This window comes from Pseudoflavonifractor phocaeensis (assembly GCF_016901955.1).
Classification (GTDB): domain Bacteria; phylum Bacillota; class Clostridia; order Oscillospirales; family Oscillospiraceae; genus Flavonifractor; species Flavonifractor phocaeensis_A.
In genome coordinates this window covers 34,933-58,762 of the sequence record NZ_JACJLC010000001.1, presented here as the reverse complement: position 1 = coordinate 58,762, position 23,830 = coordinate 34,933, and the positions used below count along the sequence as shown (strand labels likewise).

The window sequence follows — 23,830 nt, the reverse complement described above, 5'->3', positions numbered from 1 at the left end:
CATCTGGGGTTTTACCAATTATATGCCCGGATAAAGGAATTGTACAGCTCCGGGAAGCACTTTTCCGGATCCACCCGCTGGCCTCCCTCCCGGATTTCCAGATGCAGGTGATTGCCGGTGGAGCTGCCGGTGCTGCCCACATATCCGATGGTCTGGCCCTGAGCCACCGTCTCCCCTTCGCTCACAGCCCGGCGGCTCATGTGAGCATACAGGGTGGAGTCACCATTGCCATGGCTGATGACCACATAGTTGCCATAGGACCAGTGGTAGGCCGAAGTGATCACCACGCCCGCCTTGGCGGCGGTGATGGTAGTTCCTCCGGTGGCGCTGACGTCAATGCCGGTATGGCTCTGGGCTACACCGGTGATGGGGTGGATGCGGTAGCCAAAGGCGGAGGTGAGGGTCCTACAGCCGCTGGGCAGGGGCCAGCTGTAGCCTGAGCTGGTTACCGACGGGGTGCTGGTATCCGGCTGCTGGGTTGTCTGCTGGGGCTCCTGGGTGGTCTGGGGCTGCTGGGTCTGCTGGGCCTGCTGTTGCTGCTGCTCCAGCTCCTCCTGGCGCTTGCGCTCCTCCTCCTGGCGTTTCAGTTCCTCCTGCCGGATCTGCTCGGCCAGGGCGGCCTGCTTCTGCTCGATCTCCGCCTGAATCTCGGCGGCGGCTTCATCCTCCGCGTCCAATTGACGGTTGACCTCGTCCACATCGGCGTTGATCTGGTCCAGCAGGTCCTGGGCTTCGGCAACCTTTGCCTGCTGTTCGGCCTGTTTGGCGGCCTGCTGGTCCCGGGCCTCCTGCTCCTCCGCACGGGCGGTTTCCAGATCGGCCTGAAGCCGCTCCAACTCCTCCCGGGTGGCGATGAGCTCCTCCATGATCTGATTGTCCCGAGCCATCACCGCATCCACGTCGGCAATCCGATCCATCAATTCGGAAAAGCTCTTGGCATTGAACAGGATGGACCAATAGGACACGGTCCCCTGTTCCTCCATGGCCCGCACCCGCTGGCAGAAGAGCTCATACTGCTCCGCCTCCCGGGCCTCGGCCTCCTTTCGCTCCTCTTCTTTCTGGGCGATCTCCCCGTCATACCAGGCAATCTGAGCGTCAATGTTTTCGATCTCGTCGTTGATGGCCTCCAGCTGCTGGGTGAGGATATACCGCTGCTCCTGGGCGGCGGTCTGATCCTCCTTCACCTCGGCCAGCTGAGCCTTCAGCTCCTCCTGCTTGGCCTGGCTGGCGGCCTGCTCCTCTTTCAGCGCGTCGATCTCGCTCTGAGTCACCGCCCCCACGTTCTGTACGATCATACCAAATACAGGCAACAGCATCAGAAGGGCCATGGTCCCCGCCAGCATGCCCATGATGGCGCGACGGCCCGTCGGCCCCTTCCGTTTCCGGTCAAAATAGTTCCCCTTACAATGATTTGCCACGTTCTGCCTCCCCTACAGGTACCTTAAGGTGTACGTCTGCTGTGTTACCAATTATAGGCTCGGATAAAGGAATCATACAGTCCGGGGAAACATTTCTCCGGGTCCACCCGTTGCCCTCCCTGCCGCACCTCCAGGTGAAGGTGGTAGCCTTTGGAGCTGCCGGTATTGCCTACATATCCGATGGTCTGGCCCTGGGACACCGTCTGCCCCTGGCTTACCGCCCGGCGGCTCATATGGGCATAAAGAGTGGAATCCCCTCCGCCATGGCTGATGACCACATAGTTGCCGTAGGACCAGTGGTAGGCCGAGGTGATCACCGTACCTCCCTTGGCGGCGGTAATAGTGGTCCCCCCGGCAGCGCCAATATCAATACCGGTATGGCTGTGTGCCACGCCGGTAATGGGGTGGATCCGGTAGCCGAAGGCGGAGGTCAGGGTCATACAGTTGCCCGGCAGAGGCCAGCTGTAGCCCGAACCGGTGGCCGGCGGCGTGCTGGTTTCCGACCCTGGGGTCTGCTGCGGCTTCTGGGGCTGCTGCTGTTGCTGTTGTTGCTGCTGTTGTTGCTGCTGTTGCAGCTCCTCTTGCCGTTTCAACTCCTCCTGCCGCCGCTGCTCCTCCAGGGCAGCTTCCTTCCGTTCGATCTCCGCCTGGATCTCAGCGGCGGCCTGGTCCTCCGCGTCCAGCTGGCGGTTGACCTCGTTTACATCGGCGTTGATCTTCGCCACCAGGGCCTGTGCTTCGGCCACCTTGGCCTGCTGCTCAGCCTGTTTGGCGGCCTGCTGGTCCCGGGCGGCCTGCTCCTCTGCCCGGGCAGCCTCCAGATCGGCCTGAAGCCGCTCCAACTCCTTCCGGGTGGCCGTGAGCTCATCCATGATCTGATTGTCCCGGGCCATCACCGAATCCACGTCGGCCATCCGGTCCATCAGGTCGGAAAAACTCTCCGCATTGAAGAGGATGGACCAGTAGGACACGGTCCCCTGCTCCTCCATGGCCCGCACCCGCTGGCAGAAAAACTGGTATTGCTCCGCCTCCCGAGCCTCGGCCGCCTTCCGCTCAACTTCCTTTTGGGCGATCTCGCCGTCGTAGTAAGAGATCTGAGCGTCAATGGTGGCGATCTCGTCGTTGATAGCGGCCAACTGCTGGGTCAGGATCTGCCGCTGCTCCTGGGCGGCGGCCTGATCCTTCTGGGCCTCGGCCAGCTGGGCCTTTAGTTCTTCCTGCTTGGCCTGGCTGGCGGCCTGGTCGGCTTTTAATGCGTCGATCTCACTCTGGGTCACCGCCGTTCCCATCTGGAGCGCCGCCGGGACCAGCAGGACGGCGGCCAGGGCGCCGCACAGCAGCCGTCGTATGGCAGTTTTCGGATTCATTGCATCTCCTTTTCTAGAATGGTGCAGGGCCTCTTACACCTGCAGGAACTTGCGGATGGCCAACAGGGAGCCCAGCACACCGATCACCAGACCGATGAGCAGGAAATATCCCAGGACCATCAGGGCCATTGGCTGGAAGTCCATGACCTTCAGCAGCTCAATGGTGTCTGAGCCGCTGACCGCCCGGCCCACCAGGGCGTAGATCCCCCACTGGAGGAAGAAGGCCACGATGCTCCCCACCAGACCCAGGATCATACCCTCGATGACAAAGGGCCAGCGGACAAATCCGTTTGTGGCGCCACACATCTTCATGATGGCGATCTCGTCTCTCCGGTTAAAGAAGGCCAGCTTGATGGTATTGGAAATGATAAACAGGCTCACCAGCAGCAGGATGCCCACCAGAATCAGAGCCACGGCGCTGGCGATGTTGCGGATGACATTGAAGCCCTCGGCGATTTCAGGGGCGGACTTGGTGTAGGCTACTCCGGCCACCTGCTTGACCGCCGTCTCGGTCTCCTCCAGCTTGCTGATATCCTCCAGATAGATATGGAACCGGTCCCGGTACACGTCGGAGGGCAGATCCTCAAAGAGAGGGTTACCTTCATAGTCCTTCTCGAAGTCGGCCTGGGCCTCCTCCTTGGTGACAAACTCCGCCCGGGCCACATTGGGCACCGCCTCAATGTCGTCCTGGAGGGCACGGGCCTCCTCCTGAGGCACAGACTCGTCAATGAAAGCGGAAAACTGGTTTTCATTCTCCAAATCGCTGAAGTTATAAGCGGCGTTTACTGCCACCAGAGAAAAAGAACCCATGATCAGCAGGCAGCAGACGATCATACACACCGCCGCAAAGGACATGAAGCCGTGGGTGAAAATGCTGCGGAAGCCCTCGCCGATCAGATAGCCAAAATTATATCGTTGTCTCATTGTTGTAATACCCGCCTGTCTCGTCGCTGATGATTCTGCCGTTCTCAATTGCCACCACCCGCTTGGAGAAGCGGTTGACCAACTCCCGCTCGTGGGTGACCACCAGCACTGTGGTGCCCAACTCATTGATGCGCTCCAGCAGCATCATGATCTCCAGGGAGCGCATGGGGTCCAGGTTGCCGGTCGGCTCGTCGGCAATGATCATCTGGGGATTGTTCACCAAAGCCCGGGCGATGGCCACCCGCTGCTGCTCGCCGCCGGAGAGCTGGTCGGGGCGCTGATGGCTCTTCTCCAGCAGGCCCACCAGATCCAGCACGTAGGCCACCCGTTTCTTGATCTCCTTGGAGGAGGCCCCCACCGCCTGCATGGCAAAAATCAGGTTGTCCTCCACCGTCTTTTTTTCGATCAGGCGGAAGTCCTGGAATACCACCCCCAGGGTGCGGCGCATATAGGGCACCTGCCGGGGGGTGATGTTGTTGAGATTGTAGCCGTTGACCATGAGCCGACCGCCGCTGGGGGCGATCTCGGCGGTGATCAGCTTGAGGATGGTGGATTTGCCCGAGCCGGACGGCCCCACCAGGAAGACGAACTCTCCGTCGTCTATCCGCATGTTGACCCCTTTCAGGGCCTTGGTCCCGTTGTCATAGGACTTTTCAATGTCGATCAGACGAATCACGCTATGTACCTCTTTGTGTAAAATTCCAAACAAGCTCACGCGCCGCAGAAGACGTCTTTCCGGGCGTCCTCTGCGGCTCGCGTTCTATGTTCAGTTGTCGATCCCCCGGGAGATGAGGTATTTTTTCACCATCAGAGCCACCTTGAAGGTAATGGCATCGTCAAATTCCCGCAGGTCCAGGCCGGTGAGCTTCTTGATCTTCTCCAGCCGGTACACCAGGGTGTTCCGGTGGACAAAAAGCTTTCGGGCGGTCTCGGACACGTTCAGGTTGTTCTCGAAGAATTTGTTGATGGTAAACAGAGTCTCCTGATCCAGGGCGTCAATGGGATTTTTCTTAAAGACCTCCTGGAGGAACATCTCGCACAGGGTGGTGGGCAGCTGATAGATCAGCCGTCCGATGCCCAGATTCTCGTAGTTGATGATGCTCTTCTCGGTGTCGAACACCCGGCCCACGTCGATGGCGATGCCGGCCTCCTTGTAGGCCCGGGCCAGCTCCCGGATGTGGCCCACGATGGTGCCGATGCCGATGACCACCCGGATGTGGAGCTCCTCGGTGATCTTGTCCTCGATCTGCTTGGCAATCTTGTACAGGTCCCGGGTCTCCGCTCCCTCGCTGAGCTGCTTGATGAGGGCCACGTCGGTCTCGCTGATGGAGAGAACAAAGTCCACCTGTTTATCCGGGAAAAGGGCGTGGACCACGTCGATGAGGGCGGGGTCGGTGGTCTCCACCTGCCGGATGAGGAACACCGCCCGGGGGGCCTCGGAGACGAAGTGGAGCTCCTTGGCCCGGACGTAGATGTCGCCCAGCAGGATGTTGTCCGATATGATGTTCTTGACGAAGGTGGCCTTGTCGTGCTTCTCCTCATAATAGGTCTTGGCGCCGTTGAGAGCCACCGCCGCCATGGAACACACCATATGGGCCTCCATGTCCTCGCCCTTGGCAAAGACGGCGTAATCAAACTGAGAGCCCCAGCCCACCAGGGCCTTGAAGATGCGTCCCTCAAAGCGGACGGTATCCCCCTCGCCCCGGTTCACCGCCTCCACCGCATTGGGCCAATGCTCGCCAATGCAGCTGAGCTCATTACAGGCCACCACCGTGCCCTCAGAATCGATCACGCCAATGGCCCGTTCGGTGCTGTCTTTCATCTGCAAGACAACGCTTTGAAAAATTCTGCTGGACATGGTGTCAGCCTCCTTATTGTAGATACCCGCAGGGCCCAGACAGGGGGTGGCTCCTTTCCTCAGACCCGGACCGCCCCTTCCCGTTCCGCTCTCAGGCCGGTCGAACTTATCTCTTTTGCCTGTAAAACAGATATTGGAAAAGCATCAGATTCAACAGCATTTATTATACCGGTTTTTTTTGCTCTTTTCAATAGCATTTTGAAAGTTTTTTGGTGAAATTGACTAAAAGTCTCCCAAAGCGCTGCGCGGAGTCAGTCCTCAGCCTCGCCGGAAGCCAGTTCCTTCAGCTCTTCCGGGGTGAGATAGCGCCACATTCCCGGTTCCAGCCCAGGGTCCAGAGAGAGGCTTCCCATGGTCAGCCGCTTGAGGTAGACCACCGGCTTGCCCCGGGCAGCCAGCATCCGTTTGATCTGATGGTACTTGCCTTCCCGCAGGGTAACGATGGCCTCATCCGGATGTTCCAAACGCTCCAGCCCGGCAGGCATGCACACCAGGCCGTCCCCCAGGGTCATGCCTGCGGCAAAGGCGGCCGCGTCCGCCCCGTCCAGGATCCCCTCCACCCGGACAAAGTAGGTCTTGTCCACATGGCGGCGGGGGGAGAGCAGCCGGTGGGCCAGAGGCCCGTCGTTGGTGAGCAGCAGTAGGCCCTCGGTATCCTTGTCCAACCGTCCGGCGGGAAAGAGCCCCACCCGCCGCAGGTACTCCGGCAGCAGGGTGAGCACCGTGGGCTGGTGGGGGTCCTCAGTGGCCGACACCAGGCCAGCGGGTTTGTGGAGCATGATATACACCAGCCGCTCCCCGGAAATGATCTGGCCGTCCACCTGGAAGTGGGCAGCGGGATCAAATTTCCCCTCGGGAGCCCGAACCACTGCCCCGTCTACCGTGACCCGGCCCGCCCGCACCAGCTCCCTTGCCTCCTTGCGGGACCAGCGCCCCGTGTTGGCCAGTATCTTGTCCAGTCGCTCCATTCTGTCCCTCTCTTCCGTCATATCACGCCCCTCCGCCGCATAGGCTGAATCACCTGCACGTTGGAAAGGGGCGCTGCACTGTGTTTATTGTTACCGCCAGGCTCCGCAAGGGGCCCATCCTGGCTGTGGCCGCCGCGGCAGCGGCGGTATGCGGACTGCTGCTGTTCTCCTCCGGCCTGGCGGCTCGGGAAACCGCGGCCACCGGCGGGGCGGCCGCCCCACAGGTCAAAACCAATGAGGACCGGGTGGCCTATCTGGAAAGCTACGGCTGGCAGGTCTCCCCCGAGCCCGCCGCCGTAGAAGAGCTGCTCATCCCGGATGTCTTTGACGAGAGCTATACCCAATACCTGGAGCTCCAGGCCGCCCAGGGCTTCGATCTGACCAAATACCAGGGCAAGCGGGTAAAGCGGTACACCTATGAGGTTATCAATTACCCCACCGGAGAGGCCGGCATCCAGGCCGGGCTGCTGGTGTACAAAAACACCGTCATCGGCGGCGATGTGCTTTCCCCTCAGCTGGGAGGCTTCATCCACGGCCTGGCCATGCCGGAATAGGCCCGTACTCAATACGGGGCGCTCGATTGAGCGCCCCGTATCATTATTTCGGGTCGATGATATGGACATCCAACCGTCCGAAGGGGATCTGGATCCCCTCCCGGTCAAAGGCGTACTTCACCTGCTCCACCAGGTCATAGTACACGTCCCAATAGTCCTCGGTGGCACACCACGCCCGCACCGTATACTCGATGCTGCTGTCCTTGTAGGCAGAGGTCCGTACAAAGGGTTCCGGGTCTGAGAGCACCTTGGGATGCTCCTCCACCACCCGGCGGATGCAGTTCACCACCTGCTCCAGGGGGTGACTGTAATCGGCGTCAAACTTCAGATCCACCCGGCGGTTCTGGGCGGTGGTATAGTTGGTAATCTTTTCACTGGAAATCTGGCCATTGGGCACTGAGATCACTTTATTGTCCACTGTGGCAAGCTTGGTATAGGCCAGGCCTACCTCCACCACAGTTCCGCCCACACCGCCGGCCTCCACATAGTCCCCCGCCTTGAATGGCTGGGATACCAGCACCTGGATGCCTCCCGCCAGATTGGAGAGCGTCCCCTGAATGGCCAGGGAGACCGCAAGGCCCAGCACACTGAGCACGGCCACCAGGCTGGTCATGGGCACCCCCACATAGTCCAGCACAATGCATATGGTAATTAACCACAGGATCACCCGCAGAGCGGCGTGGATAAAGGTGTGCAGGCCCTTCTCTATCTCCATCCGCTGGAAGGTCTTGTCCACCAGGCGCAGGATCACCTTCATGGCCACCATACAGGCGGCGAAGAGCACCACAATAGTGACGATCTTCTTCAGATTCAAATCGTTGAAAAAACCCGTGACGGTCTGGATGGTCTCCTCCGCGTCCTCCGGGGTCAGATTGGTCAGATTGGTCAGCATGTTCTACTCCTTTCCCGAATCCGCCCTATTTTACCATACCCACTCCTTGGGGGCAATCCCTGGTCCTAAGCCTTTTCCGAAAAGTATTCCCTTACAAAATCCACATCCTCCACCGTAAAGGTCTTTCCTCTCAGGTACTCCAGAAGCCCGGCGTCGGTGGGGAAGGCAAATGTCAGCTTGTAGGAGTACAGGGCCTGGAAGGAACGTCCATACTGCTTGTTGTCCCGCTCCCGGCCATACTTACCGTCCCCCAGCAGGGGGTGGCCGGCGGCGGCGAACTGGGCCCGGATCTGGTGGGTGCGGCCGGTGAGCAGCTCGCACTCCACCAGGGACAGGCCCCGGTTGACCTTCAGTGTCTTATATAAGGTAGCGGCACTCTTTCCTCCGGGCACAGGCCGGGAGAACACCTTCACCTGGGCCCTGTCCTCGTCCTTCAACAGGAAACCCTCCAGCTTGCCCTGGGGCGGGGTCATCCTGCCGTGGATAATCGCCAGATAGTATTTGGCAATCTCCCGGTCCCGGATCTTCTGGTTGAGGATGCGCAGGGTCTCGGCGTTCTTGGCCGCCATGACGATGCCTCCGGTGTTGCGGTCAATGCGGTTGCATAGGGCTGGGATGAAGGAGTGCTCGTCTCTGGGGTTCCACTCCTTCCTTTGGTAGAGGTAGGCCTGGATGTGAGTGATAAGGGTGTTCACCTTCTCATGCTCGTCGGCGTGGCAAAGTAGCCCCGGCCGTTTGTTGAGGAGCATCAGGTTCTCATCCTCATACACGATATCCAGCTTGGGTTTGAACACCGCCAGAAAGGCGTTGTCCTCCCGGGGCTGATCAAAAAACTCGTCGTTGATGTATAATTGCAGCAGGTCCCCCACCTGCAGCCGCACATCCCGTTGGGAGCCCTTGCCGTTGACCTTCACCCGCTTCAGCCGGATATATTTCTGGGCCAGGGGAGCCGGAAGAAGAGGCAGGGTCTTGCCCAGCCACCGGTCCAACCGCTGCCCGGCGTCGTTTTTTCCTATGGTAAATTCCCGCATTGTGACCTCCAAGCCGCCTGTGGGGCGATTTTGTGTTCTGTTTTCCCATTATACCCGCCACCCGGCCGCGGCGCAACCCCGGCCTGAACCCCGGCGGAAAAATGCCATAAAAAAGTTGAAAAAAAGGTTTGACAACCAGTTGACCATTCGCTATAATATTCTGCGTACCATTATGAGGAGGGTATCATGCGCTTAAATTTGAAGGAGATACTTCATGTGCCGGGCGCGTCCCTGCCCTTTCAGTCCCAGCTGGATCTGACCCAGCTGGATTTTTACGGAGAGCGGCCTTTCGCCCACCCTGTGACCATTCAGGGGACGGTACGCAATATGGCAGGCGCCCTGCTGCTGGAGGGCAGCGCGGTCTCCACCCTGGAGTTGGTGTGCGACCGCTGTCTGAAGCCCTTTTCCCAGCCCCTGGACCTGCCGGTCAGCACCCTGCTGGCCGAAACCCTGGAGGACGAGGAGAACGACGAGATCGTGCTCCTGGAGGACGGCTGTCTGGATCTGGACGAGCTGTTCACCACCGCCCTGGTGCTCTCCATGGACTCCAAGCACGTGTGCTCGGAGGACTGCAAGGGCCTGTGCCCCACCTGCGGCACCGACCTGAACCAGGGACCCTGCGGATGCAGGAAAGAGATCGATCCACGTTTGGCTGCTCTTGCGCAGCTGTTGGATAAAGATGAGTAAGATTTGCCCGGCCAGGGCATGAACCTAAGGAGGTGTCATAGATGGCAGTCCCTAAGAGTAAAGTGTCCAAGCAGCGCCGGAATAAGCGCCGCAGCTCCGTTTGGAAGCTGGAGACTCCCGGCGTCACCACCTGCCCCAAGTGCGGTGCGTTCCGTCTGCCCCACCGGATGTGCAAGAGCTGCATGAGCTATAACGGCCATGAGTTCGGCAAGGTGGAAACCGCTGAGGCGAAGTAAATAGCCGAAAAGAACGAGGGGAGCGAAGCCCCTCTTTCTTTTTGCCCGGAATTCGGGTACAATAAAAAACAACCTACCTGTGGGCGGCCCATTTGGCCGCCCCAGGCCACACCTCCGAAGGGGGCACGTCCATGAGCCTGACCAAAATCGCATCTGTTGATCCCCACAGCCCGGCCCACCGGGCCGGTGTTCATCCCGGGGAGACCCTGACCCACATCAACGGCCACCCGGTGGTGGACGTGCTGGACTACAAGTTCTACGCCTACGACCCCCGGCTGGAGCTCACCCTCACCACCCCCGACGGCGGCAGCCGCACCGTCCGGGTGCGCAAGGAGGAGGGAGCCGATCTGGGCCTGAACTTTGAGACCTATCTCATGGACAGGGCCCGCTCCTGCGCCAACAAGTGCATTTTCTGCTTTGTGGATCAGATGCCCCCCGGCATGCGGAAAACCCTGTATTTTAAGGACGACGACGCCCGGCTGTCCTTCCTGATGGGCAACTATATTACCCTCACCAACCTGTCCCAGCGGGAAATCCAGCGGGTGATGGATCTGCGCATCAGTCCCATCAACATCTCCGTCCACGCCACCGAGCCTGCCCTGCGCACCGCCATGCTGAAAAATCCCCAGGCCGGGGAGTGCCTGGACATCATGACCCGGTTCGCCCAGGCGGGGATCACCATGAACTGTCAGGTGGTGGCCTGTCCCGGAGTAAACGACGGCCCTGCCCTGGACCGCACTCTGACCGAGCTGTCCGCCCTCTACCCGGCGGTGAACAGCATCGCCGTGGTGCCAGTGGGGGTCACTAAATTCCGGGAGGGCCTGTGCCACATCGAGCCCTACACCGCCGCCCAGGCCGCCGCCCTGCTGGAGCAGGTGGAGGGCTTCGCCGCCGCCTTTCGAAAGGAGAAGGGCACCAGCCTGGCCTGGTGTTCCGACGAGTTCTACCTGCTGGCCGGCCGATCCTTGCCGGAGAAGTCCTATTATGAGGACATGGCTCAGCTGGAAAACGGGGTGGGCATGCTGCGCCTGCTCACCAGCCAGGCCGCTATGGCCCTGGAGGATGTAGAGAGGGACGAGGCTCCCCTTTCCTTCTCCATCGCCACTGGTCTGTCCGCCGCCCCCTTTGTCCAGGAAATTGTTGACAAGCTTCGGGAAATGTGTGGTAATATAAAAGGCACTGTCTATCCCATCATCAACCGGTATTTTGGGGAGACTATCACCGTGTCCGGCCTCATTACCGGTACCGATCTGCTGGACCAGTTGAAGGGCAAGGACCTGGGGGCCCGGCTGCTCCTGCCGGACAATATGCTCCGGGCGGGAGAGCGGGTGTTTCTGGACGACGTAACCGTGGACCAGCTGGAGGCTGCCTTGGAGGTACCGGTGACCGTCGTGCCCGCCGACAGCGGCTTCGACCTGGTGGACGCCATGCTGGGTCGGGAGATCGAAACCCAGTGTCCCCTCCTGCCGCCGGAGGCGGAATACCATCTCTATAATCCGTAATCCGTAGGGACAGAAATGGAGTGAACCAATGAAACCGTTAATCGCCATCGTGGGCCGGCCCAACGTGGGCAAGTCCATGCTGTTCAATAAGCTGGTGGGCCAGCGGCTGTCCATTGTGGAGGACACCCCCGGGGTCACCCGGGACCGGCTGTACGCCGAGGCCGAGTGGCTGAACCGCAAATTCGACCTGGTGGATACCGGCGGCATCGAGCCGGGCACCGACAGCGAGATCCTGGCCTTCATGCGGCAGCAAGCGGAGATCGCCATCCAGAACGCCACCGTCATCATCTTCCTCTGCGACGTGAAAACCGGCCTCACCGCCTCCGACCAGGAGGTGGCCAACATGCTGCTGCGCTCCGGTAAGCCGGTGGTGCTGGCGGTGAACAAAATGGACCAGGTGGGCACCACCAACCCGGACATCTACGAGTTCTACAACCTGGGCCTGGGCGACCCCATCGCCGTCTCCGCCGTCCACGGCCACGGCACCGGCGACCTGCTGGACGAGTGCTTCAAGTACTTCCCCCCGGAGGAGGAAGAAGAGGAGGAGGACGACGTCATCAAGGTGGCCATCATCGGCAAGCCCAACGTGGGCAAGTCCTCCCTGGTGAACAAGATCCTGGGAGAAAAGCGGGTGATCGTCAGCGATATGGCGGGCACCACCCGGGATGCGGTGGACAGCTATTTTGAGAACCAGAAGGGCAAGTACCTGCTGATCGATACCGCCGGCATGCGAAAAAAATCCAAGGTGGACGATCCCATCGAAAAGTTTTCCGTCCTCCGGGCCACCATGGCCATCGAGCGGGCAGACGTGTGCCTCATCATGATCGACGCCAATGAGGGAGTCACCGAGCAGGACACCAAAGTGGCCGGTCTGGCCCACGAGGCGGGCAAGGCCTGCATCATCGTGGTAAATAAGTGGGACGCCATCGAAAAGGACGACAAGACCATGGACCGGATGCGCCAGGATGTGCGCCGGGACCTGGCCTATATGACCTACGCCCCCATCGTGTTCATCTCTGCCCTGACGGGCCAGCGGGTGGACCGCCTCTTCGACCTGATCAACTACGTCAACGATCAGGCCTCCCTGCGCATCACCACCGGCATGCTCAACTCGGTGCTGGCAGATGCCACCGCCCGGGTCCAGCCCCCCACCGACAAGGGCCGGCGGCTGAAGATCTACTATATGACCCAGATCGGCATCAAGCCTCCCCACTTCGTCTGCTTCTGCAACGATGCCAAGCTGTTTCATTTCTCTTACCAGCGTTACCTGGAAAACCAGATCCGTTCCACCTTTGGTCTGGAGGGGACGCCTGTGCGGCTGACCATCCGCCAGAAGAGCGATAAGGAGAGTTAATATGTTCGTTTTGACCAACACCGCCGGCGTCCTGTCCGCCGATTCCGGCACCCTGGGGTTGCTCACCCAGATCGAGGTGGCCCCCATCCTGCTGGTAGCCATCATCGCCTATTTCTGCGGCTGCTTCAACGGAGCGGTCATCGTCTCCAAGTATATCCTGCGGGACGATGTACGCACCCACGGCAGCGGCAACGCGGGCCTGACCAACTTCTACCGCACCTTTGGCGGCCCCCTGACCCTGGTTGTCATCCTCACCGACGTCATCAAGGCCATCGTGGCCATTCTGGTGGGTGTGGCCATCGTCCGGTATATGGTGGCCGACACCGCCATGCTCCTTGTGCTGGCCAAGTACTGGGCCGGCATGTTCTGCCTGCTGGGCCACATGTTCCCCTGCATGTTCCACTTCAAGGGGGGCAAGGGCATCCTGTCCGGCGGCACCATCGCCATCATGATGGACTGGCGCATCGCCCTGGTAGTGTGGGGCGGATTTATCATCCTGGCCGCCCTTACCAAGTGGGTCTCTCTGGGCTCTATCTGGGCAGGGGCCTCCTTCCCGGTGGCCACCTGGTTCGTGTATCAGGACCTGCTCATCTTCCTGCTGGGCCTGATCGTGGGCGCCCTTGTGGTATGGAAGCACCGTGGCAACCTGATGCGCATCCTGAAGGGCACTGAATCCAAATTCAGCCTGCACCATAAAATGAACGGAGGTACGACAAAATGAGGATCTCTGTGCTGGGCAGCGGCGGCTGGGGCACGGCTCTGGCCCTGGTATTGCTGGATAACGGTCACGACGTGACCCTGTGGTCCTACACCCAGGAGGAGTCCGATGTGCTGGCGGCGCAGCGGGAAAACCCCCTGCTGAAGGGCGTTCCTCTCCCCCAGGAGCTAAAGCTCACCGCCGCGCTGGACTGCGTTAAGGGCTGCGGCGCTGTGGTGCTGGCCACCCCCTCCTTTGCCGTCCGGAGCACCGCCCGGGCCGTGGCGCCCCTGCTGGAGCCGGATACCGTGCTCATCTCAGTGTCCAAGGGCATTGAGAAGGATACCTCTCTCACCCTCACCGAGGCCATCGCCCAAGAGGTGGGGAACCGTTTCCCCATCGTGGCTCTGTCCGGCCCCTCCCACGCCGAGGAGGTGGGCCGCCATGTGCCCACTGTGGTGGTCTCCGCCTCCAAGGACCGCTCTGCCGCCGAGCTGGTTCAGGACCTGTTTATGAATGAGCGGTTCCGGGTGTACGCCTCCGACGACGTGGTGGGGGTGGAGCTGGGCGCCGCCCTGAAGAACGTCATCGCTCTGTGTGCCGGCATCAGCGACGGCATGGGGTTCGGTGATAATACCAAGGCGGCCCTGATGACCCGTGGGCTGACCGAGATCGCCCGGCTCGGAGTAGCACTGGGAGGCCGTCAGGAAACCTTTGCCGGCCTGTCTGGAGTAGGCGATCTGATCGTTACCTGTACCTCTATGCACTCCCGTAACCGCCGCTGCGGCATCCTGATTGGAAAGGGCACCCCCACCGAGCAGGCGGTGAAGGAGATCGGTGCGGTGGTGGAGGGTTACTACGCCGCGGCTACCGCCCGCGCCCTGGCCCAGAAGGCTGGTGTAGAGATGCCTATTACCGAGGCAGCCTATCAGGTGCTTTACAACGGCAAGGATCCCCGAAAGGTCATCGTGGATCTGATGACACGGAAGCGCCGGCATGAGCTGGAGGACAGCTGGGTTTGATCCCTCCGAAAAAAATCTAAAAAAATTCAAAAAAACACTTGCATTCCCCAGAGGTCTGTGGTAATATAATCAAGCCGTCTGAAACAGGCGGCGACTTCCGGGTGTGGCGAAGTTTGGTATCGCGCTTGAATGGGGTTCAAGAGGCCGCTGGTTCGAATCCAGTCACTCGGACCAAAAACCCGCAATCCATTGAAACACAATGGGTTGCGGGTTTTCTGTTATCTTTTTCCATACTTTTGATTGGCAGAATAACGCGCTTGATTTTTCAAAGAAATTTGAGGAATCCGGAGTGTTGAATCATGGCAAAAATCAAGATGAAAAACAGCGTAACCGTAGCGGACACCTTTCACCACATTCTCACGGCAAGGAACGCCTGGGGTCTGAGCGAAAAGGCCATTTCCACATATGGGCAGCATTTTTCCGCATTCAGTAAGCATCTTTCTGCGGATACCCAAATAGACAAACTGAAAAAGGCAGACCTGGAGACCACGATTTCCTCCATGCGGGACGCGGGCCTTGCGGCCAACTCCAGCAAGAGCAATACCCGGACGCTGAAATCCTTCTTTTCCCGGTGCAACGCGGAGGGAGTCACCCGGCTCAACCAGCCTCTCTACAAGGCGGAGGAAACGGTGAAGGAAACCTATACCGAAGAGGAATTAAAAGCCCTGGTCTGCAAGCCCAGTACCAGGAAATGAGATTTCCCCGAATACCGGAATTGGGTCACGGTCAATCTCCTGCTGAATAACGGGTGTCGAGCGGCTGCCATCGGCAATATCAAAATCAGGGATGTGGACTTGGAGAATAAAGCATCGCTCATAGAAGCCGTTAATATGCAGGTGCATCATTTACCGATTTGCGGTATTTCATGTTTACTTGCCTGCTTTCTCACCTTTTGATATACTAAATAAAACACAAAATGGGGAGGGCTTGATGGCCATGGCGGAGTCCAATTTAACAAAGAAGGCACTGGCTTTGGCCTTAAAGAGTCTTGTGCGTAACCAAGCTTTTGAGAAGGTGGGCGTCAACGACATCTGTGAAGCCTGTCAAGTGAGCCGCAAGACCTTTTACTACCACTTTCAGGACAAGTACGCCCTGGTGGAGTGGATCTTTGAGACTGAGTTCATCAGCGTAATGAAGAACTCCCCCGCAGACGACCGCTGGGCCGTGGTGGAGGCCCTGTGCCAATACCTCTATCAGGAGCGGGATTTCTACGGAAAGCTAATGCAGTTCAGCGGGCAGAACTCCTTCCGCCAGTATTTCCAGAGTCTCTTGCTCCACTTTGTGGAGCATTTCATCATGCCGGATCCCGGCGAGCTCCGTATGGTGGCAGTCCAGGGTGGCGTGACGCCCGAGGCAGCCCAGTCCTTCTACTCCCACTTTATCTCGGACGCCGTGTTAGTCGCTATCCTTCGCTGGCTGAATGAAGGGATCGAGTTGCCGCCGGAGGATTTTGTGGCCCTGCTGCGCAGCACCGACGACCTGATCCACCTACAGGGCAGCAAGCAGGTGCAGGAGCCGGACGGGGACGCTGAACAGGCTCCTCTCCGGCATTCAGAATAATAAAACTCAGGAGCTGTCGCGATTTTGCGACAGCTCCTGTTTTCATGTCTCAAACTGGCCTGACCTGGAAAATCGTCGAAATAGCTCCTCCAGCGGCTGCGTCCTGACAGAATATATCGTAGGCTTCTCACGGCCCAGGCAATACTCCGTAACGATACCGTCCGGTAGGACTCCGAAAAAGCAGGGAGCGCCTGAGATACACCGGTCGGCATAGATGTTATCGTGATAGAAATCCAGCATCACCGTGGGATACCGCTGCTTCAGCCGGGCATCCAGCGCATATTCATAGACAGGGGAACCCTTTGGAAACGCCATATCCCCCGCTGCGACCAGCAGGGCTGCCACACCGGCCTGGGGCATAATCCGCTCCGCCCATCGCCCGGATATGATGTCCTCCACATCCTCTGGCGTGGAATAGGCGCGGTAGAGCAGATAGGGGTATTTCCCGTCCCTTAGCCACTGCACCTGCTCCATCCAGTCTTCCCCAGAGGTATCCACACCCAGGATCGTATTGGGGCAGAGCTCGTTCCGGCGCTGCTCTTCCAGACCAGGGGGCAGCATAATACAAAAGGCGCAGCCCCTATTGGACTGGCATAGGTCAATGGAGAACTGAACGGAAGGGCTATCCCTCGGAAACAGGAAATAGGTATAGACGCCCAATTCAGTCCCCTCCCGAATCAGGCAGAGATATTCCTTGGCGGAAAGGCTGTCTGGCCCCGCTTCTATATGAAAGGTTAGTGACCAGGGGATGTTGTGCCCCCGCCGGGCCTCCTCGGTCCGGATCTGCTTGGCGCCCTGGACCAGGCCGTTCCAGCCCAGATTCATTCCGAAGGTAAGTAGGCGCTCCTCATCCACCGACTGGATTGTCTTTTGGATCAGGGTGTAGTAGAGGCTGTCCTCATGGGTCAGGACCTGTTGGGCCATGCCCAGGAACTTTCTCTGAAACTGCCCCCCGGCAGTCTCCTGCCCCAGATCCACCAGATTCCGAAGCGCCCGCTTGGGGTCTCTCCGGATCGCATGGAAGCCCCGACGAACGATGACCTCCGTCATGGCCCGTTTCATTCGTGCTCCCGTCATACTCGTCTGCCACTCCTTTTCCGCAGGCTGTCTCCCCGACCCAGCGTTGGCCTTCGGTGGTTCCGCCTGGATGTCTGCCATTATAAAAAGGAGCCCCGCCGGATGATATAGACAACTTGCCCCAATTGTATAAAAAGGTAACACTTTTGAGAAAACAGCGAAAAATGACACAGTTTTCTCATGGTGTCCCATGACAAGTCCTTTATCCTGTCTTAAAATGTGGGTAATCCAAAACCGTGGAGCATCTGCCCCAACGGCGGATATCCCGCAATATTAGAAAAAGCGAGGTCATTTTTATGAGTATCTCAGACAAGGCCAAAAACGCCGCACTCCGTGTGGCCATCAATCAGGCCTTGAGCTACTTGGAAAAGGATCCGGAGGCCAATATTCCAAAGCTGATGGATCTGGTGGACAAGGTGGTCCCTGACGACTGGTATGTCTCCCAACGGAACGCGTTCCGGAACGTGATTACGGACAAGAACAACAACTGGTACCAGCTTATCATGCGAGTGTATGCCTTGGATCCCGGGGTCCGCAAGGCCTTCTTCCGGAATTTCATACTCAACGCTAGTCTAATGGGCAGCGCCACCCAAGATGAGACGGCAGCCCGGGAAAACTGTAACATACCCTGGGCCATTCTGCTGGACCCCACCTCTGCCTGCAATCTCCACTGCACCGGCTGCTGGGCGGCAGAATACGGCAACAAGCTGAACCTGTCCTTTGATGAGATGGACTCCATCATCACCCAGGGCAAGAAGTTGGGCACCTATATGTATATTTTCACCGGCGGTGAGCCTCTGGTGCGCAAAAAGGACGTTATCGCCCTGTGCGAGAAGCATCCCGACTGTGAGTTCCTCTCCTTCACCAACGGCACCCTCATTGACGAGGATTTCTGTCATGAGATGCTGCGGGTAAAGAACTTCGTTCCCGCCATTTCTCTGGAGGGCTTCGAGGAGGCCAACGACGGTCGCCGTGGACAGGGTATCTATGAAAAGGTACATCAGGCCATGGTCCTGTTGAAGTCCCACGGTCTGCCCTTCGGTATCTCCACCTGTTACACCAGCGCCAACTGGCAGGATGTGAGCAGCGAGGCCTATTTTGATCAGATCATTGATGCCGGCGCTCTGTTCATCTGGTTCTTCCACTACATGCCCGTGGGGAACGGGGCTGTCCCCGCTCTGCTGCCTACCCCCGAGCAGCGAGCGGAGATGTACCGCCGCATCCGGGCTTTCCGCGGCACCAAGCCCATTTTCTCCATGGACTTCCAGAACGACGCAGAGTATGTGGGCGGCTGTATCGCCGGTGGGCGGCGCTACCTGCACATCAACGCCCGGGGCGATGTGGAGCCCTGCGTGTTCATCCACTATTCCAACGTGAATATCCGGAACTCCACTCTGCTGGCGGCTCTGAAATCCCCCATCTTCATGGCCTATCACGACGGCCAGCCTTTCAATAAAAACATGCTCCGGCCCTGTCCCATGCTGGAGAACCCGGAAAAGCTGCGGGCCATGGTAAAGGAGACGGGAGCCAAATCCACCGACTACGAGGCCCCAGAGGATGTGGACACCCTCTGCGACCGCACCACGCCCTATGCGGAGAGCTGGAGGCCCACGGCGGACCAGCTGTGGAGCTGCACCGGATGCCAGCACCCCTGCGGAAATCAAACATAAATAATCAGAGCGGAGGTTCTGTAGCAGCATACTGCTACAGAACCTCCATCCATTAAACGACCCGGATGCGTAAAGCGGGAGCGTTGCAGGTAAATACCGCAACGCTCCCGTTGTCATTGCTCATAATCCATTAGATCATATGGCAGCCCCCCACCGGTTTCGTGCAAGCTGTGCATAATGCTGGTACAGGATCCCAAACCGGCGGATATACTTGGGCTTCCAGGGCTTTTCCTTACCGCAGAAGTGAAGAATCGCCGTGTGCGCCATTACCCACCGCAGGTCGTAAAGGCCTCCACTGCGCAGCAGATAGCTTCTGTAGTAGCGGGCATCGTAATTCCACAGGGCGTCTTCCAGAGGCAGGATCCGCTGGTTGTACAGGGCGTTGAGCACATCCTGATCGGGGAGGATCAGCTCTCTGCCGTGGCGCGCAACATAGTCAAAGAGATGTTGGGGCAGGATCTCCCTCCGCCCAGCCTCCAGATCCATCAGCAGGACCCCGGAGTTGTAGTAATCTCCCTCCGTCCCCAACCGAAGCTGGTTGACGCCACTGGCCAACTCGGTCTTACCCGTATGTGCGGCGGCGGCAAACAAGTTCCCCTTCAGATCGGTCTCCCATAGGGGGCGAATGGGGTTGATGACCAAGGTGTCCGGGTCCAGGTAGAGAACCCGTTTGATCTCCCGGGGCAGTAAATGAGGCGCCAGGAGCCGGTAGTACATCTCCTTGGGGTACTGCCGGGTGACGGGGGCCCCCTGAAACAGACGGTCGTCTACCCGGATAGGGCAAAATGAATATCCGCAGGCGTCGCACTGATTCCGGATGGATGAGAGTCTCTCCTCCGGGATAGCACTATGGAGCAGGACCAGGGTGACAGCCTCTCCCGGGTTATTAACAGCCAGAGAGGTGAGCAGCACCTGGAGCTGGGGTAGGTAATTCTGATCCAAGGTGGTTAAAAGGCACATCGGTTCCACAGGATTGTCTCCTTCCTTACCATCGCTTTCCCATACGGCTGACCGCCATCACCACACTGTCCACACCCAGCAGGATCAAATAGGCACTGGCAAAGCAGCGGATGGTGGTCAGAGTAAACAGCGGATAGACAGCCATTAGGATACCCAAAAACAGTCCGATGATGTTGATGGTCAAAATGAAATAATAGATCCCGTTTCCCGCTACAAAGCGGATATGTCCCAGATGGGCCAGCCGGGAGACACAGTGGGCAATAAACCAGATAGGGAACAGAACAGTGAGCACCAACACTCCCGTACCGGGATATACCACCAGCATCAGGCCGGACATCACGCTCATAATTCCTGAAATCAGGGAGAGCATGGGGCCAAAACCCGTGTATCGCTCCACCCGGATATACAGGATGATGTCCGCCACGCCCATGGCCACCGCGGCGACACCATAGGCGAACACCAAGCCAGTCAGGGCCAGATCCGGCTTGACAAAGGCCAGGACGCCCAGCAGAATCAGCAGAATGCCGATCCCTAACTCCAGCCAGCCAAAGCTTGAGTGCTTCCTCATTGCCGCTCCCCTCCTGTCAGGATCTCCATAAACTCCTCTCCGGTAATGGTCTCTTTTTCATAAAGGAACCCGGCCAGCTGGTCCAGCTGGTCCAGCTTGTCCCGATTGTCCTCCAAGAGCTTTTTGGCCTTTTGATGCTGGGTCTTTACCAGCTCTACCACCTTCCGGTCGATCTCTCGCTGGGTCTCAGGAGCGCAGGCCAGAGAGGAATCGCCTCCCAGGTATTGGTTGTTCACCGTCTCCATTGCCACCATATCAAACTCCTCGCTCATGCCATACCGGCTGATCATGGCCCGGGCCAGCTTGGTGGCCTGTTCGATGTCATTGGATGCGCCGGTGGTGATGGAACCGAAAACCACCTCTTCCGCCGCCCGACCGCCGGTATAGGTGGCAATCTTATCCTCTATCTCTTCCTTGGTCAGCAGGTACTTGTCCCCGGTGTCCACCTGCATGGTGTAGCCCAGGGCGCCGGAGGTGCGGGGGATGATTGTGATCTTCTGTACCGGGGCGGAGTGGCTCTGCATAGCGGCCACCAGGGCGTGGCCGATCTCGTGATAGGCCACCACCTTCTTCTCCCGGTCGGAGAGGACGGCATTCTTCTTCTGATACCCAGCGATGACCACCTCGATGCTTTCCTCCAGGTCAGACTCGTTGACGATAACGCGGCCACCGCGCACCGCCCGAAGGGCGGCCTCGTTGATAATATTGGCCAGTTCCGCACCGGAGGCTCCAGCCGCCATGCGGGCGATGGTGTGGAAGTCTACATCCTCCGCCGTCTTGATCTTCTTGGCGTGGACCTTCAGACGGTACTCGCCGGTCAAACCGGCCAGGGCGGGTGAGAGCAGGGTCCAGGGACTCCGGCCGGTTGGTAGCGGCCAGGATGATGACGCCGGTATTCTCCTCAAATCCGTCCATCTCAGTGAGCAGCTGGTTGAGGGTCTGCTCCCGCTCGTCGTTGCCGCCGTAGCCGCCCCCCGAACTACGCTTCTGGCCGATGGCGTCGATTTCGTCGATAAACACGATACAAGGCGCTTTTTCCTTGGCCTGCTTGAACAGGTCCCGGACCTTGGAGGCCCCCATGCCCACAAACATCTCCACAAACTCCGACCCGGAAATGGAGAAGAAGGGAACGTCGGCTTCACCGGCCACCGCCTTGGCCAGCATGGTCTTGCCGGTACCCGGAGGGCCCACCAGCAAGATTCCCTTAGGCATGGCAGCCCCGGCCTGGCTGTATTTGCCGGGGTTGTGCAGATAATCCACCACCTCGGCCAGGCTTTCCTTGGCCTCGTCCTCGCCGGCTACATCGGAAAAACGGATCCCCTTGGTGGACTGCACATAGATCTTGGCATTGCTCTTTCCCATTCCAAATGCCATGGAGCCTTTGCCGCCACCCGCCTGCTCCATCAGCTTTTTGCTCATATATTGACCCAGGGCGGCAAAGATCAAAATAGGTAGCACAAAGGTGAGCAGGAAGCTCCAAATGGGCGAGATGGGCTCTTCGATCACCCGGGTAAATTCCGCCCCCGTGTCATGGAGACGCTGGGTGAGGGTGGGATCCTCCATCAGGCCGGTTTTATATAATGCGCTCCCATCCTTGTCCGTAAACAGGATCTGGGTATCCTCCACCTGTACCGCGCCCACATCCTCCGCCTCGATCATGTCCATGAAGGTGCCGTAGTCCACCTCCACCACCTGATTGCGGGTAAGCAGAGGAGTCACAAGGATGTTGAACAGAAAAATGATCAGTAATACAATACAGTAATAGTAAACCAGGGGTTTTTTGGGCGTTTTTACTTCTTTCATGACAACGCTTTATCTCCTTTCCGTTCCATATCCTGGGCGTCGATCGCCTCCATAGCCAGTAGCAGAGCCCGGTTGGCCGCCTGGAGAGCAAAATCCAGGGCGTATTCCGCCAGGAGGATCTTTCCCTCCGCCGCGCTCTCCGGGTCACCGCTCTGGGATATCTGCTTTCGCAGCGTGGTCCTGGCTTGTTTCAGGCTCTGCTCCACCTCGCCGTAAGAGCCCGCTAGAACGGACGCCACTTCCGCCCGGGAATGCGTTAGCCTTGTCCGCAGAGTCAGTTCCGTTTCGGCACACTCCCGGCGCAGGGCCCGGATCTCCTGCTGTAATTGCGGGCGGCCGGCTGTTTCGCTCAGATGGATGCGGCTGCTCAGCCGAGCCAGCTGGTCCTCCAGCTCACAGAGCTTGACAGAAAGAATCTCATGGGCCATGCTCCCGCCTCCTTTCTGCTATTATTATAAAGAATGGCCTTTTACCCGCAATGAGCAGAAGTTTCTCCGTGTATAGACACAAAGCGCCGGAGTGTAAAAACCTTTTACACTCCGGCGCTTTTGGCAAGCAAAATATCAGCCGCGGCTATCCCAGGGCGGGATCTCCGCTGTCATGATGTGGTAAACGGTGTGGACAATCTGATCCAGCCGCTCGGTATCCTCCTCCGTCCATTCTTCCAGCAGGCCCAGAATGGCCTGACTGTGATAGCGCAGTATGACCTCCAGCTGGGAATGGGTGCAGTTGGGGTAAAAATGCTTCCGCTGGGAGGCCAGGGCGAAATATCGGTGAAAGCTCTGCCGCAACAGCCGCTCCAGCTCTTCTCCGTAGTTGCTTTTCATCCCATGGATCACATAGGGGGCGGCGTTGATGGCCAGGACAAAAAAGCAGCGCAGCCCCGCCTCTCCGTCCTCCTGGGCCATGGTCTCTTCCATCATCTTCTCAAAGTAGCCGTCGATCATCCAGCGAAGCAACTCGGGGATTCCCTCAAAGTGATAATAAAAGGCCTGCCGGGTAATGTGGCACTGTTCCACGATATCCTTGACTGTCAACTTCTTCACATGACGCTCGGTCAGCAGAGTCTGGGCAGCCTCCGCGATGGTTCTTTTCATATCGGTGGGCACGGCGGCTCAGCCTCCTTTGTACACGGGATCTTATCGGGGTAACAGCCTGTCCGAACCGGCGCTCACCGCTGGTCAAACAGCTTCTGTACCGGTACCCCCAGGGCATCGGCAATATCCAGCAGAGTGGACAGGCTGGGGACGGCAGTAGCCGCCTCGATCCGCTGCATGTGATTCCTGCTCAAATCAACGGCCTCCGCCAATTCCATCTGCGTCCAGCCTCGTTCTTTACGATAATACATGATATTCAGCCCTATTTGAACAAATACTTTATAATGCCTTCCATCCATTGCTCTCGCTCCTTTAAATAAAGTGTAGCGAGAGTCTCTCGCTTTGTAGGCAATTTATTTTATCCCTTATACACCATATTATATTGTATTTTGTCAGTACTTGTGGTACTATGACCATTGAGGCATGGATATGTGCTCCAACAGATTCAAAGCATACTTTGCCTATTTCCCGGACTGAAATAAATATGACAAGGCGGAAAATGTCCTGTTTACCATGACGCGCATCACCTTTTCCGCCGGCGGCGCTCCGTTCCAGCAAGGATGGATCTTCAAGCTACCCCTGTCT

At 58.5% G+C, this 23,830-nt stretch carries 24 protein-coding genes, 1 tRNA gene and 1 pseudogene; 11 read left to right on the top strand and 15 right to left on the bottom strand.

Going from position 1 to position 23,830, the window contains the following annotated elements; genetic code table 11:
- Positions 1-11: 11 nt before the first annotated feature.
- The 6 genes from H6B51_RS00290 to H6B51_RS00265 form a co-directional block, all read right to left on the bottom strand.
- Positions 12-1,418 (bottom strand): murein hydrolase activator EnvC family protein, encoded by a 1,407-nt coding sequence (locus H6B51_RS00290; protein ID WP_335342074.1) that lies wholly within the window; start codon positions 1,416-1,418, stop codon positions 12-14.
- A 44-nt stretch (positions 1,419-1,462) separates the two neighbouring features.
- Positions 1,463-2,785, bottom strand: coding sequence for a murein hydrolase activator EnvC family protein (locus tag H6B51_RS00285; RefSeq protein ID WP_204881773.1), 1,323 nt, complete (start codon positions 2,783-2,785; stop codon positions 1,463-1,465).
- A gap of 33 nt (positions 2,786-2,818) precedes the next feature.
- Positions 2,819-3,709: a permease-like cell division protein FtsX gene (ftsX, locus tag H6B51_RS00280; RefSeq protein ID WP_204881772.1), complete on the bottom strand. Its 891-nt coding sequence runs from the start codon at positions 3,707-3,709 to the stop codon at positions 2,819-2,821.
- Positions 3,693-4,385, bottom strand: coding sequence for a cell division ATP-binding protein FtsE (ftsE, locus tag H6B51_RS00275; protein ID WP_204881771.1), 693 nt, complete (start codon positions 4,383-4,385; stop codon positions 3,693-3,695). The genes ftsX and ftsE overlap by 17 nt, the downstream gene beginning before the upstream one ends.
- A gap of 90 nt (positions 4,386-4,475) precedes the next feature.
- Positions 4,476-5,567, bottom strand: a complete 1,092-nt coding sequence (locus tag H6B51_RS00270) for a PucR family transcriptional regulator (RefSeq protein ID WP_204881770.1) — start codon at positions 5,565-5,567, stop codon at positions 4,476-4,478.
- A gap of 251 nt (positions 5,568-5,818) precedes the next feature.
- Entirely contained in the window at positions 5,819-6,535 is a 717-nt protein-coding gene (locus H6B51_RS00265) for a pseudouridine synthase (RefSeq protein ID WP_204881838.1), read from the bottom strand.
- Positions 6,536-6,615: 80 nt separating this feature from the next.
- Between H6B51_RS00265 and H6B51_RS00260 the strand changes: the two genes are divergently transcribed.
- Positions 6,616-7,089, top strand: coding sequence for a DUF4830 domain-containing protein (locus H6B51_RS00260; RefSeq protein ID WP_204881769.1), 474 nt, complete (start codon positions 6,616-6,618; stop codon positions 7,087-7,089).
- A gap of 43 nt (positions 7,090-7,132) precedes the next feature.
- Here H6B51_RS00260 and H6B51_RS00255 read toward each other — a convergent pair whose 3' ends face one another.
- Both H6B51_RS00255 and H6B51_RS00250 read right to left on the bottom strand, forming a co-directional pair.
- Positions 7,133-7,981, bottom strand: coding sequence for a mechanosensitive ion channel family protein (locus H6B51_RS00255; RefSeq protein WP_204881768.1), 849 nt, complete (start codon positions 7,979-7,981; stop codon positions 7,133-7,135).
- A 65-nt stretch (positions 7,982-8,046) separates the two neighbouring features.
- The gene (locus H6B51_RS00250; protein ID WP_204881767.1) at positions 8,047-9,012 is read right to left on the bottom strand and encodes an RluA family pseudouridine synthase; all 966 of its coding nucleotides are present in this window, start codon (positions 9,010-9,012) and stop codon (positions 8,047-8,049) included.
- 186 nt (positions 9,013-9,198) lie between these two features.
- On the opposite strand from H6B51_RS00250, the gene H6B51_RS00245 reads away from it, so the two are divergent.
- The 9 genes from H6B51_RS00245 to H6B51_RS00205 all read left to right on the top strand — a co-directional run bounded on the left by H6B51_RS00245 (position 9,199) and on the right by H6B51_RS00205 (position 16,070).
- Positions 9,199-9,699: a YceD family protein gene (locus tag H6B51_RS00245; RefSeq protein WP_204881766.1), complete on the top strand. Its 501-nt coding sequence runs from the start codon at positions 9,199-9,201 to the stop codon at positions 9,697-9,699.
- Between the two features lie 41 nt (positions 9,700-9,740).
- Positions 9,741-9,935, top strand: a complete 195-nt coding sequence (gene rpmF, locus H6B51_RS00240) for a 50S ribosomal protein L32 (protein ID WP_130869493.1) — start codon at positions 9,741-9,743, stop codon at positions 9,933-9,935.
- A gap of 131 nt (positions 9,936-10,066) precedes the next feature.
- Positions 10,067-11,437 carry a DUF512 domain-containing protein gene (locus H6B51_RS00235; protein WP_204881765.1) on the top strand — a complete coding sequence of 457 codons (1,371 nt, stop codon included), beginning with the start codon at positions 10,067-10,069 and terminating at the stop codon, positions 11,435-11,437.
- 28 nt (positions 11,438-11,465) lie between these two features.
- Entirely contained in the window at positions 11,466-12,791 is a 1,326-nt protein-coding gene (gene der, locus H6B51_RS00230) for a ribosome biogenesis GTPase Der (protein ID WP_204881764.1), read from the top strand.
- Position 12,792: 1 nt separating this feature from the next.
- On the top strand, positions 12,793-13,512 hold the full coding sequence (locus H6B51_RS00225) for a glycerol-3-phosphate acyltransferase (protein ID WP_204881763.1): 720 nt from the start codon (positions 12,793-12,795) through the stop codon (positions 13,510-13,512).
- Complete coding sequence (locus H6B51_RS00220; RefSeq protein WP_204881762.1) at positions 13,509-14,510, top strand: NAD(P)H-dependent glycerol-3-phosphate dehydrogenase; 1,002 nt, start codon at positions 13,509-13,511, stop codon at positions 14,508-14,510. The genes H6B51_RS00225 and H6B51_RS00220 overlap by 4 nt, the downstream gene beginning before the upstream one ends.
- A gap of 97 nt (positions 14,511-14,607) precedes the next feature.
- Positions 14,608-14,684 (top strand) — tRNA-Pro (locus H6B51_RS00215).
- Positions 14,685-14,809: 125 nt separating this feature from the next.
- Entirely contained in the window at positions 14,810-15,205 is a 396-nt protein-coding gene (locus tag H6B51_RS00210; RefSeq protein ID WP_204881761.1) for a site-specific integrase, read from the top strand.
- Between the two features lie 295 nt (positions 15,206-15,500).
- On the top strand, positions 15,501-16,070 hold the full coding sequence (locus H6B51_RS00205) for a TetR/AcrR family transcriptional regulator C-terminal domain-containing protein (RefSeq protein ID WP_204881760.1): 570 nt from the start codon (positions 15,501-15,503) through the stop codon (positions 16,068-16,070).
- Between the two features lie 42 nt (positions 16,071-16,112).
- Here H6B51_RS00205 and H6B51_RS00200 read toward each other — a convergent pair whose 3' ends face one another.
- The gene (locus H6B51_RS00200) at positions 16,113-17,147 is read right to left on the bottom strand and encodes a hypothetical protein (protein WP_204881759.1); all 1,035 of its coding nucleotides are present in this window, start codon (positions 17,145-17,147) and stop codon (positions 16,113-16,115) included.
- Between the two features lie 296 nt (positions 17,148-17,443).
- Between H6B51_RS00200 and H6B51_RS00195 the strand changes: the two genes are divergently transcribed.
- Complete coding sequence (locus tag H6B51_RS00195) at positions 17,444-18,817, top strand: radical SAM/SPASM domain-containing protein (RefSeq protein ID WP_204881758.1); 1,374 nt, start codon at positions 17,444-17,446, stop codon at positions 18,815-18,817.
- 135 nt (positions 18,818-18,952) lie between these two features.
- On the opposite strand, the gene H6B51_RS00190 is transcribed toward H6B51_RS00195, so the two are convergent.
- The 6 genes and pseudogenes from H6B51_RS00190 to H6B51_RS00165 all read right to left on the bottom strand — a co-directional run bounded on the left by H6B51_RS00190 (position 18,953) and on the right by H6B51_RS00165 (position 23,496).
- Positions 18,953-19,777, bottom strand: coding sequence for a glycosyltransferase family 8 protein (locus H6B51_RS00190; RefSeq protein WP_204881837.1), 825 nt, complete (start codon positions 19,775-19,777; stop codon positions 18,953-18,955).
- 25 nt (positions 19,778-19,802) lie between these two features.
- Complete coding sequence (locus H6B51_RS00185) at positions 19,803-20,345, bottom strand: HdeD family acid-resistance protein (protein ID WP_204881757.1); 543 nt, start codon at positions 20,343-20,345, stop codon at positions 19,803-19,805.
- Positions 20,342-22,148: pseudogene (ftsH, locus tag H6B51_RS00180) on the bottom strand (ATP-dependent zinc metalloprotease FtsH). Before ftsH ends, H6B51_RS00185 begins: the two are co-directional and overlap by 4 nt.
- Positions 22,145-22,576 carry a hypothetical protein gene (locus H6B51_RS00175; RefSeq protein WP_204881756.1) on the bottom strand — a complete coding sequence of 144 codons (432 nt, stop codon included), beginning with the start codon at positions 22,574-22,576 and terminating at the stop codon, positions 22,145-22,147. Before H6B51_RS00175 ends, ftsH begins: the two are co-directional and overlap by 4 nt.
- A 135-nt stretch (positions 22,577-22,711) precedes the next feature.
- A complete protein-coding gene (locus tag H6B51_RS00170; RefSeq protein WP_204881755.1) occupies positions 22,712-23,257 on the bottom strand; it encodes a TetR/AcrR family transcriptional regulator in 546 nt (181 codons plus the stop codon).
- A 62-nt stretch (positions 23,258-23,319) separates the two neighbouring features.
- On the bottom strand, positions 23,320-23,496 hold the full coding sequence (locus H6B51_RS00165) for a helix-turn-helix transcriptional regulator (protein ID WP_335342072.1): 177 nt from the start codon (positions 23,494-23,496) through the stop codon (positions 23,320-23,322).
- Positions 23,497-23,830 lie beyond the last annotated feature (334 nt).

What these genes read in the sequence shown, in the direction of transcription:
- H6B51_RS00285 (WP_204881773.1), bottom strand. Translation starts at nt 2,785, where the DNA reads ATGAATCCGAAAACTGCCATACGACGGCTGCTGTGCGGCGCCCTGGCC.
- ftsX (WP_204881772.1), bottom strand. Translation starts at nt 3,709, where the DNA reads ATGAGACAACGATATAATTTTGGCTATCTGATCGGCGAGGGCTTCCGC.
- H6B51_RS00270 (WP_204881770.1), bottom strand. Translation starts at nt 5,567, where the DNA reads ATGTCCAGCAGAATTTTTCAAAGCGTTGTCTTGCAGATGAAAGACAGC.
- H6B51_RS00265 (WP_204881838.1), bottom strand. Translation starts at nt 6,535, where the DNA reads ATGGAGCGACTGGACAAGATACTGGCCAACACGGGGCGCTGGTCCCGC.
- H6B51_RS00255 (WP_204881768.1), bottom strand. Translation starts at nt 7,981, where the DNA reads ATGCTGACCAATCTGACCAATCTGACCCCGGAGGACGCGGAGGAGACC.
- H6B51_RS00250 (WP_204881767.1), bottom strand. Translation starts at nt 9,012, where the DNA reads ATGCGGGAATTTACCATAGGAAAAAACGACGCCGGGCAGCGGTTGGAC.
- H6B51_RS00245 (WP_204881766.1), top strand. Translation starts at nt 9,199, where the DNA reads ATGCGCTTAAATTTGAAGGAGATACTTCATGTGCCGGGCGCGTCCCTG.
- rpmF (WP_130869493.1), top strand. Translation starts at nt 9,741, where the DNA reads ATGGCAGTCCCTAAGAGTAAAGTGTCCAAGCAGCGCCGGAATAAGCGC.
- H6B51_RS00235 (WP_204881765.1), top strand. Translation starts at nt 10,067, where the DNA reads ATGAGCCTGACCAAAATCGCATCTGTTGATCCCCACAGCCCGGCCCAC.
- der (WP_204881764.1), top strand. Translation starts at nt 11,466, where the DNA reads ATGAAACCGTTAATCGCCATCGTGGGCCGGCCCAACGTGGGCAAGTCC.
- H6B51_RS00225 (WP_204881763.1), top strand. Translation starts at nt 12,793, where the DNA reads ATGTTCGTTTTGACCAACACCGCCGGCGTCCTGTCCGCCGATTCCGGC.
- H6B51_RS00220 (WP_204881762.1), top strand. Translation starts at nt 13,509, where the DNA reads ATGAGGATCTCTGTGCTGGGCAGCGGCGGCTGGGGCACGGCTCTGGCC.
- H6B51_RS00210 (WP_204881761.1), top strand. Translation starts at nt 14,810, where the DNA reads ATGGCAAAAATCAAGATGAAAAACAGCGTAACCGTAGCGGACACCTTT.
- H6B51_RS00200 (WP_204881759.1), bottom strand. Translation starts at nt 17,147, where the DNA reads ATGACGGGAGCACGAATGAAACGGGCCATGACGGAGGTCATCGTTCGT.
- H6B51_RS00195 (WP_204881758.1), top strand. Translation starts at nt 17,444, where the DNA reads ATGAGTATCTCAGACAAGGCCAAAAACGCCGCACTCCGTGTGGCCATC.
- H6B51_RS00190 (WP_204881837.1), bottom strand. Translation starts at nt 19,777, where the DNA reads ATGTGCCTTTTAACCACCTTGGATCAGAATTACCTACCCCAGCTCCAG.
- H6B51_RS00185 (WP_204881757.1), bottom strand. Translation starts at nt 20,345, where the DNA reads ATGAGGAAGCACTCAAGCTTTGGCTGGCTGGAGTTAGGGATCGGCATT.
- H6B51_RS00175 (WP_204881756.1), bottom strand. Translation starts at nt 22,576, where the DNA reads ATGGCCCATGAGATTCTTTCTGTCAAGCTCTGTGAGCTGGAGGACCAG.
- H6B51_RS00165 (WP_335342072.1), bottom strand. Translation starts at nt 23,496, where the DNA reads ATGTATTATCGTAAAGAACGAGGCTGGACGCAGATGGAATTGGCGGAG.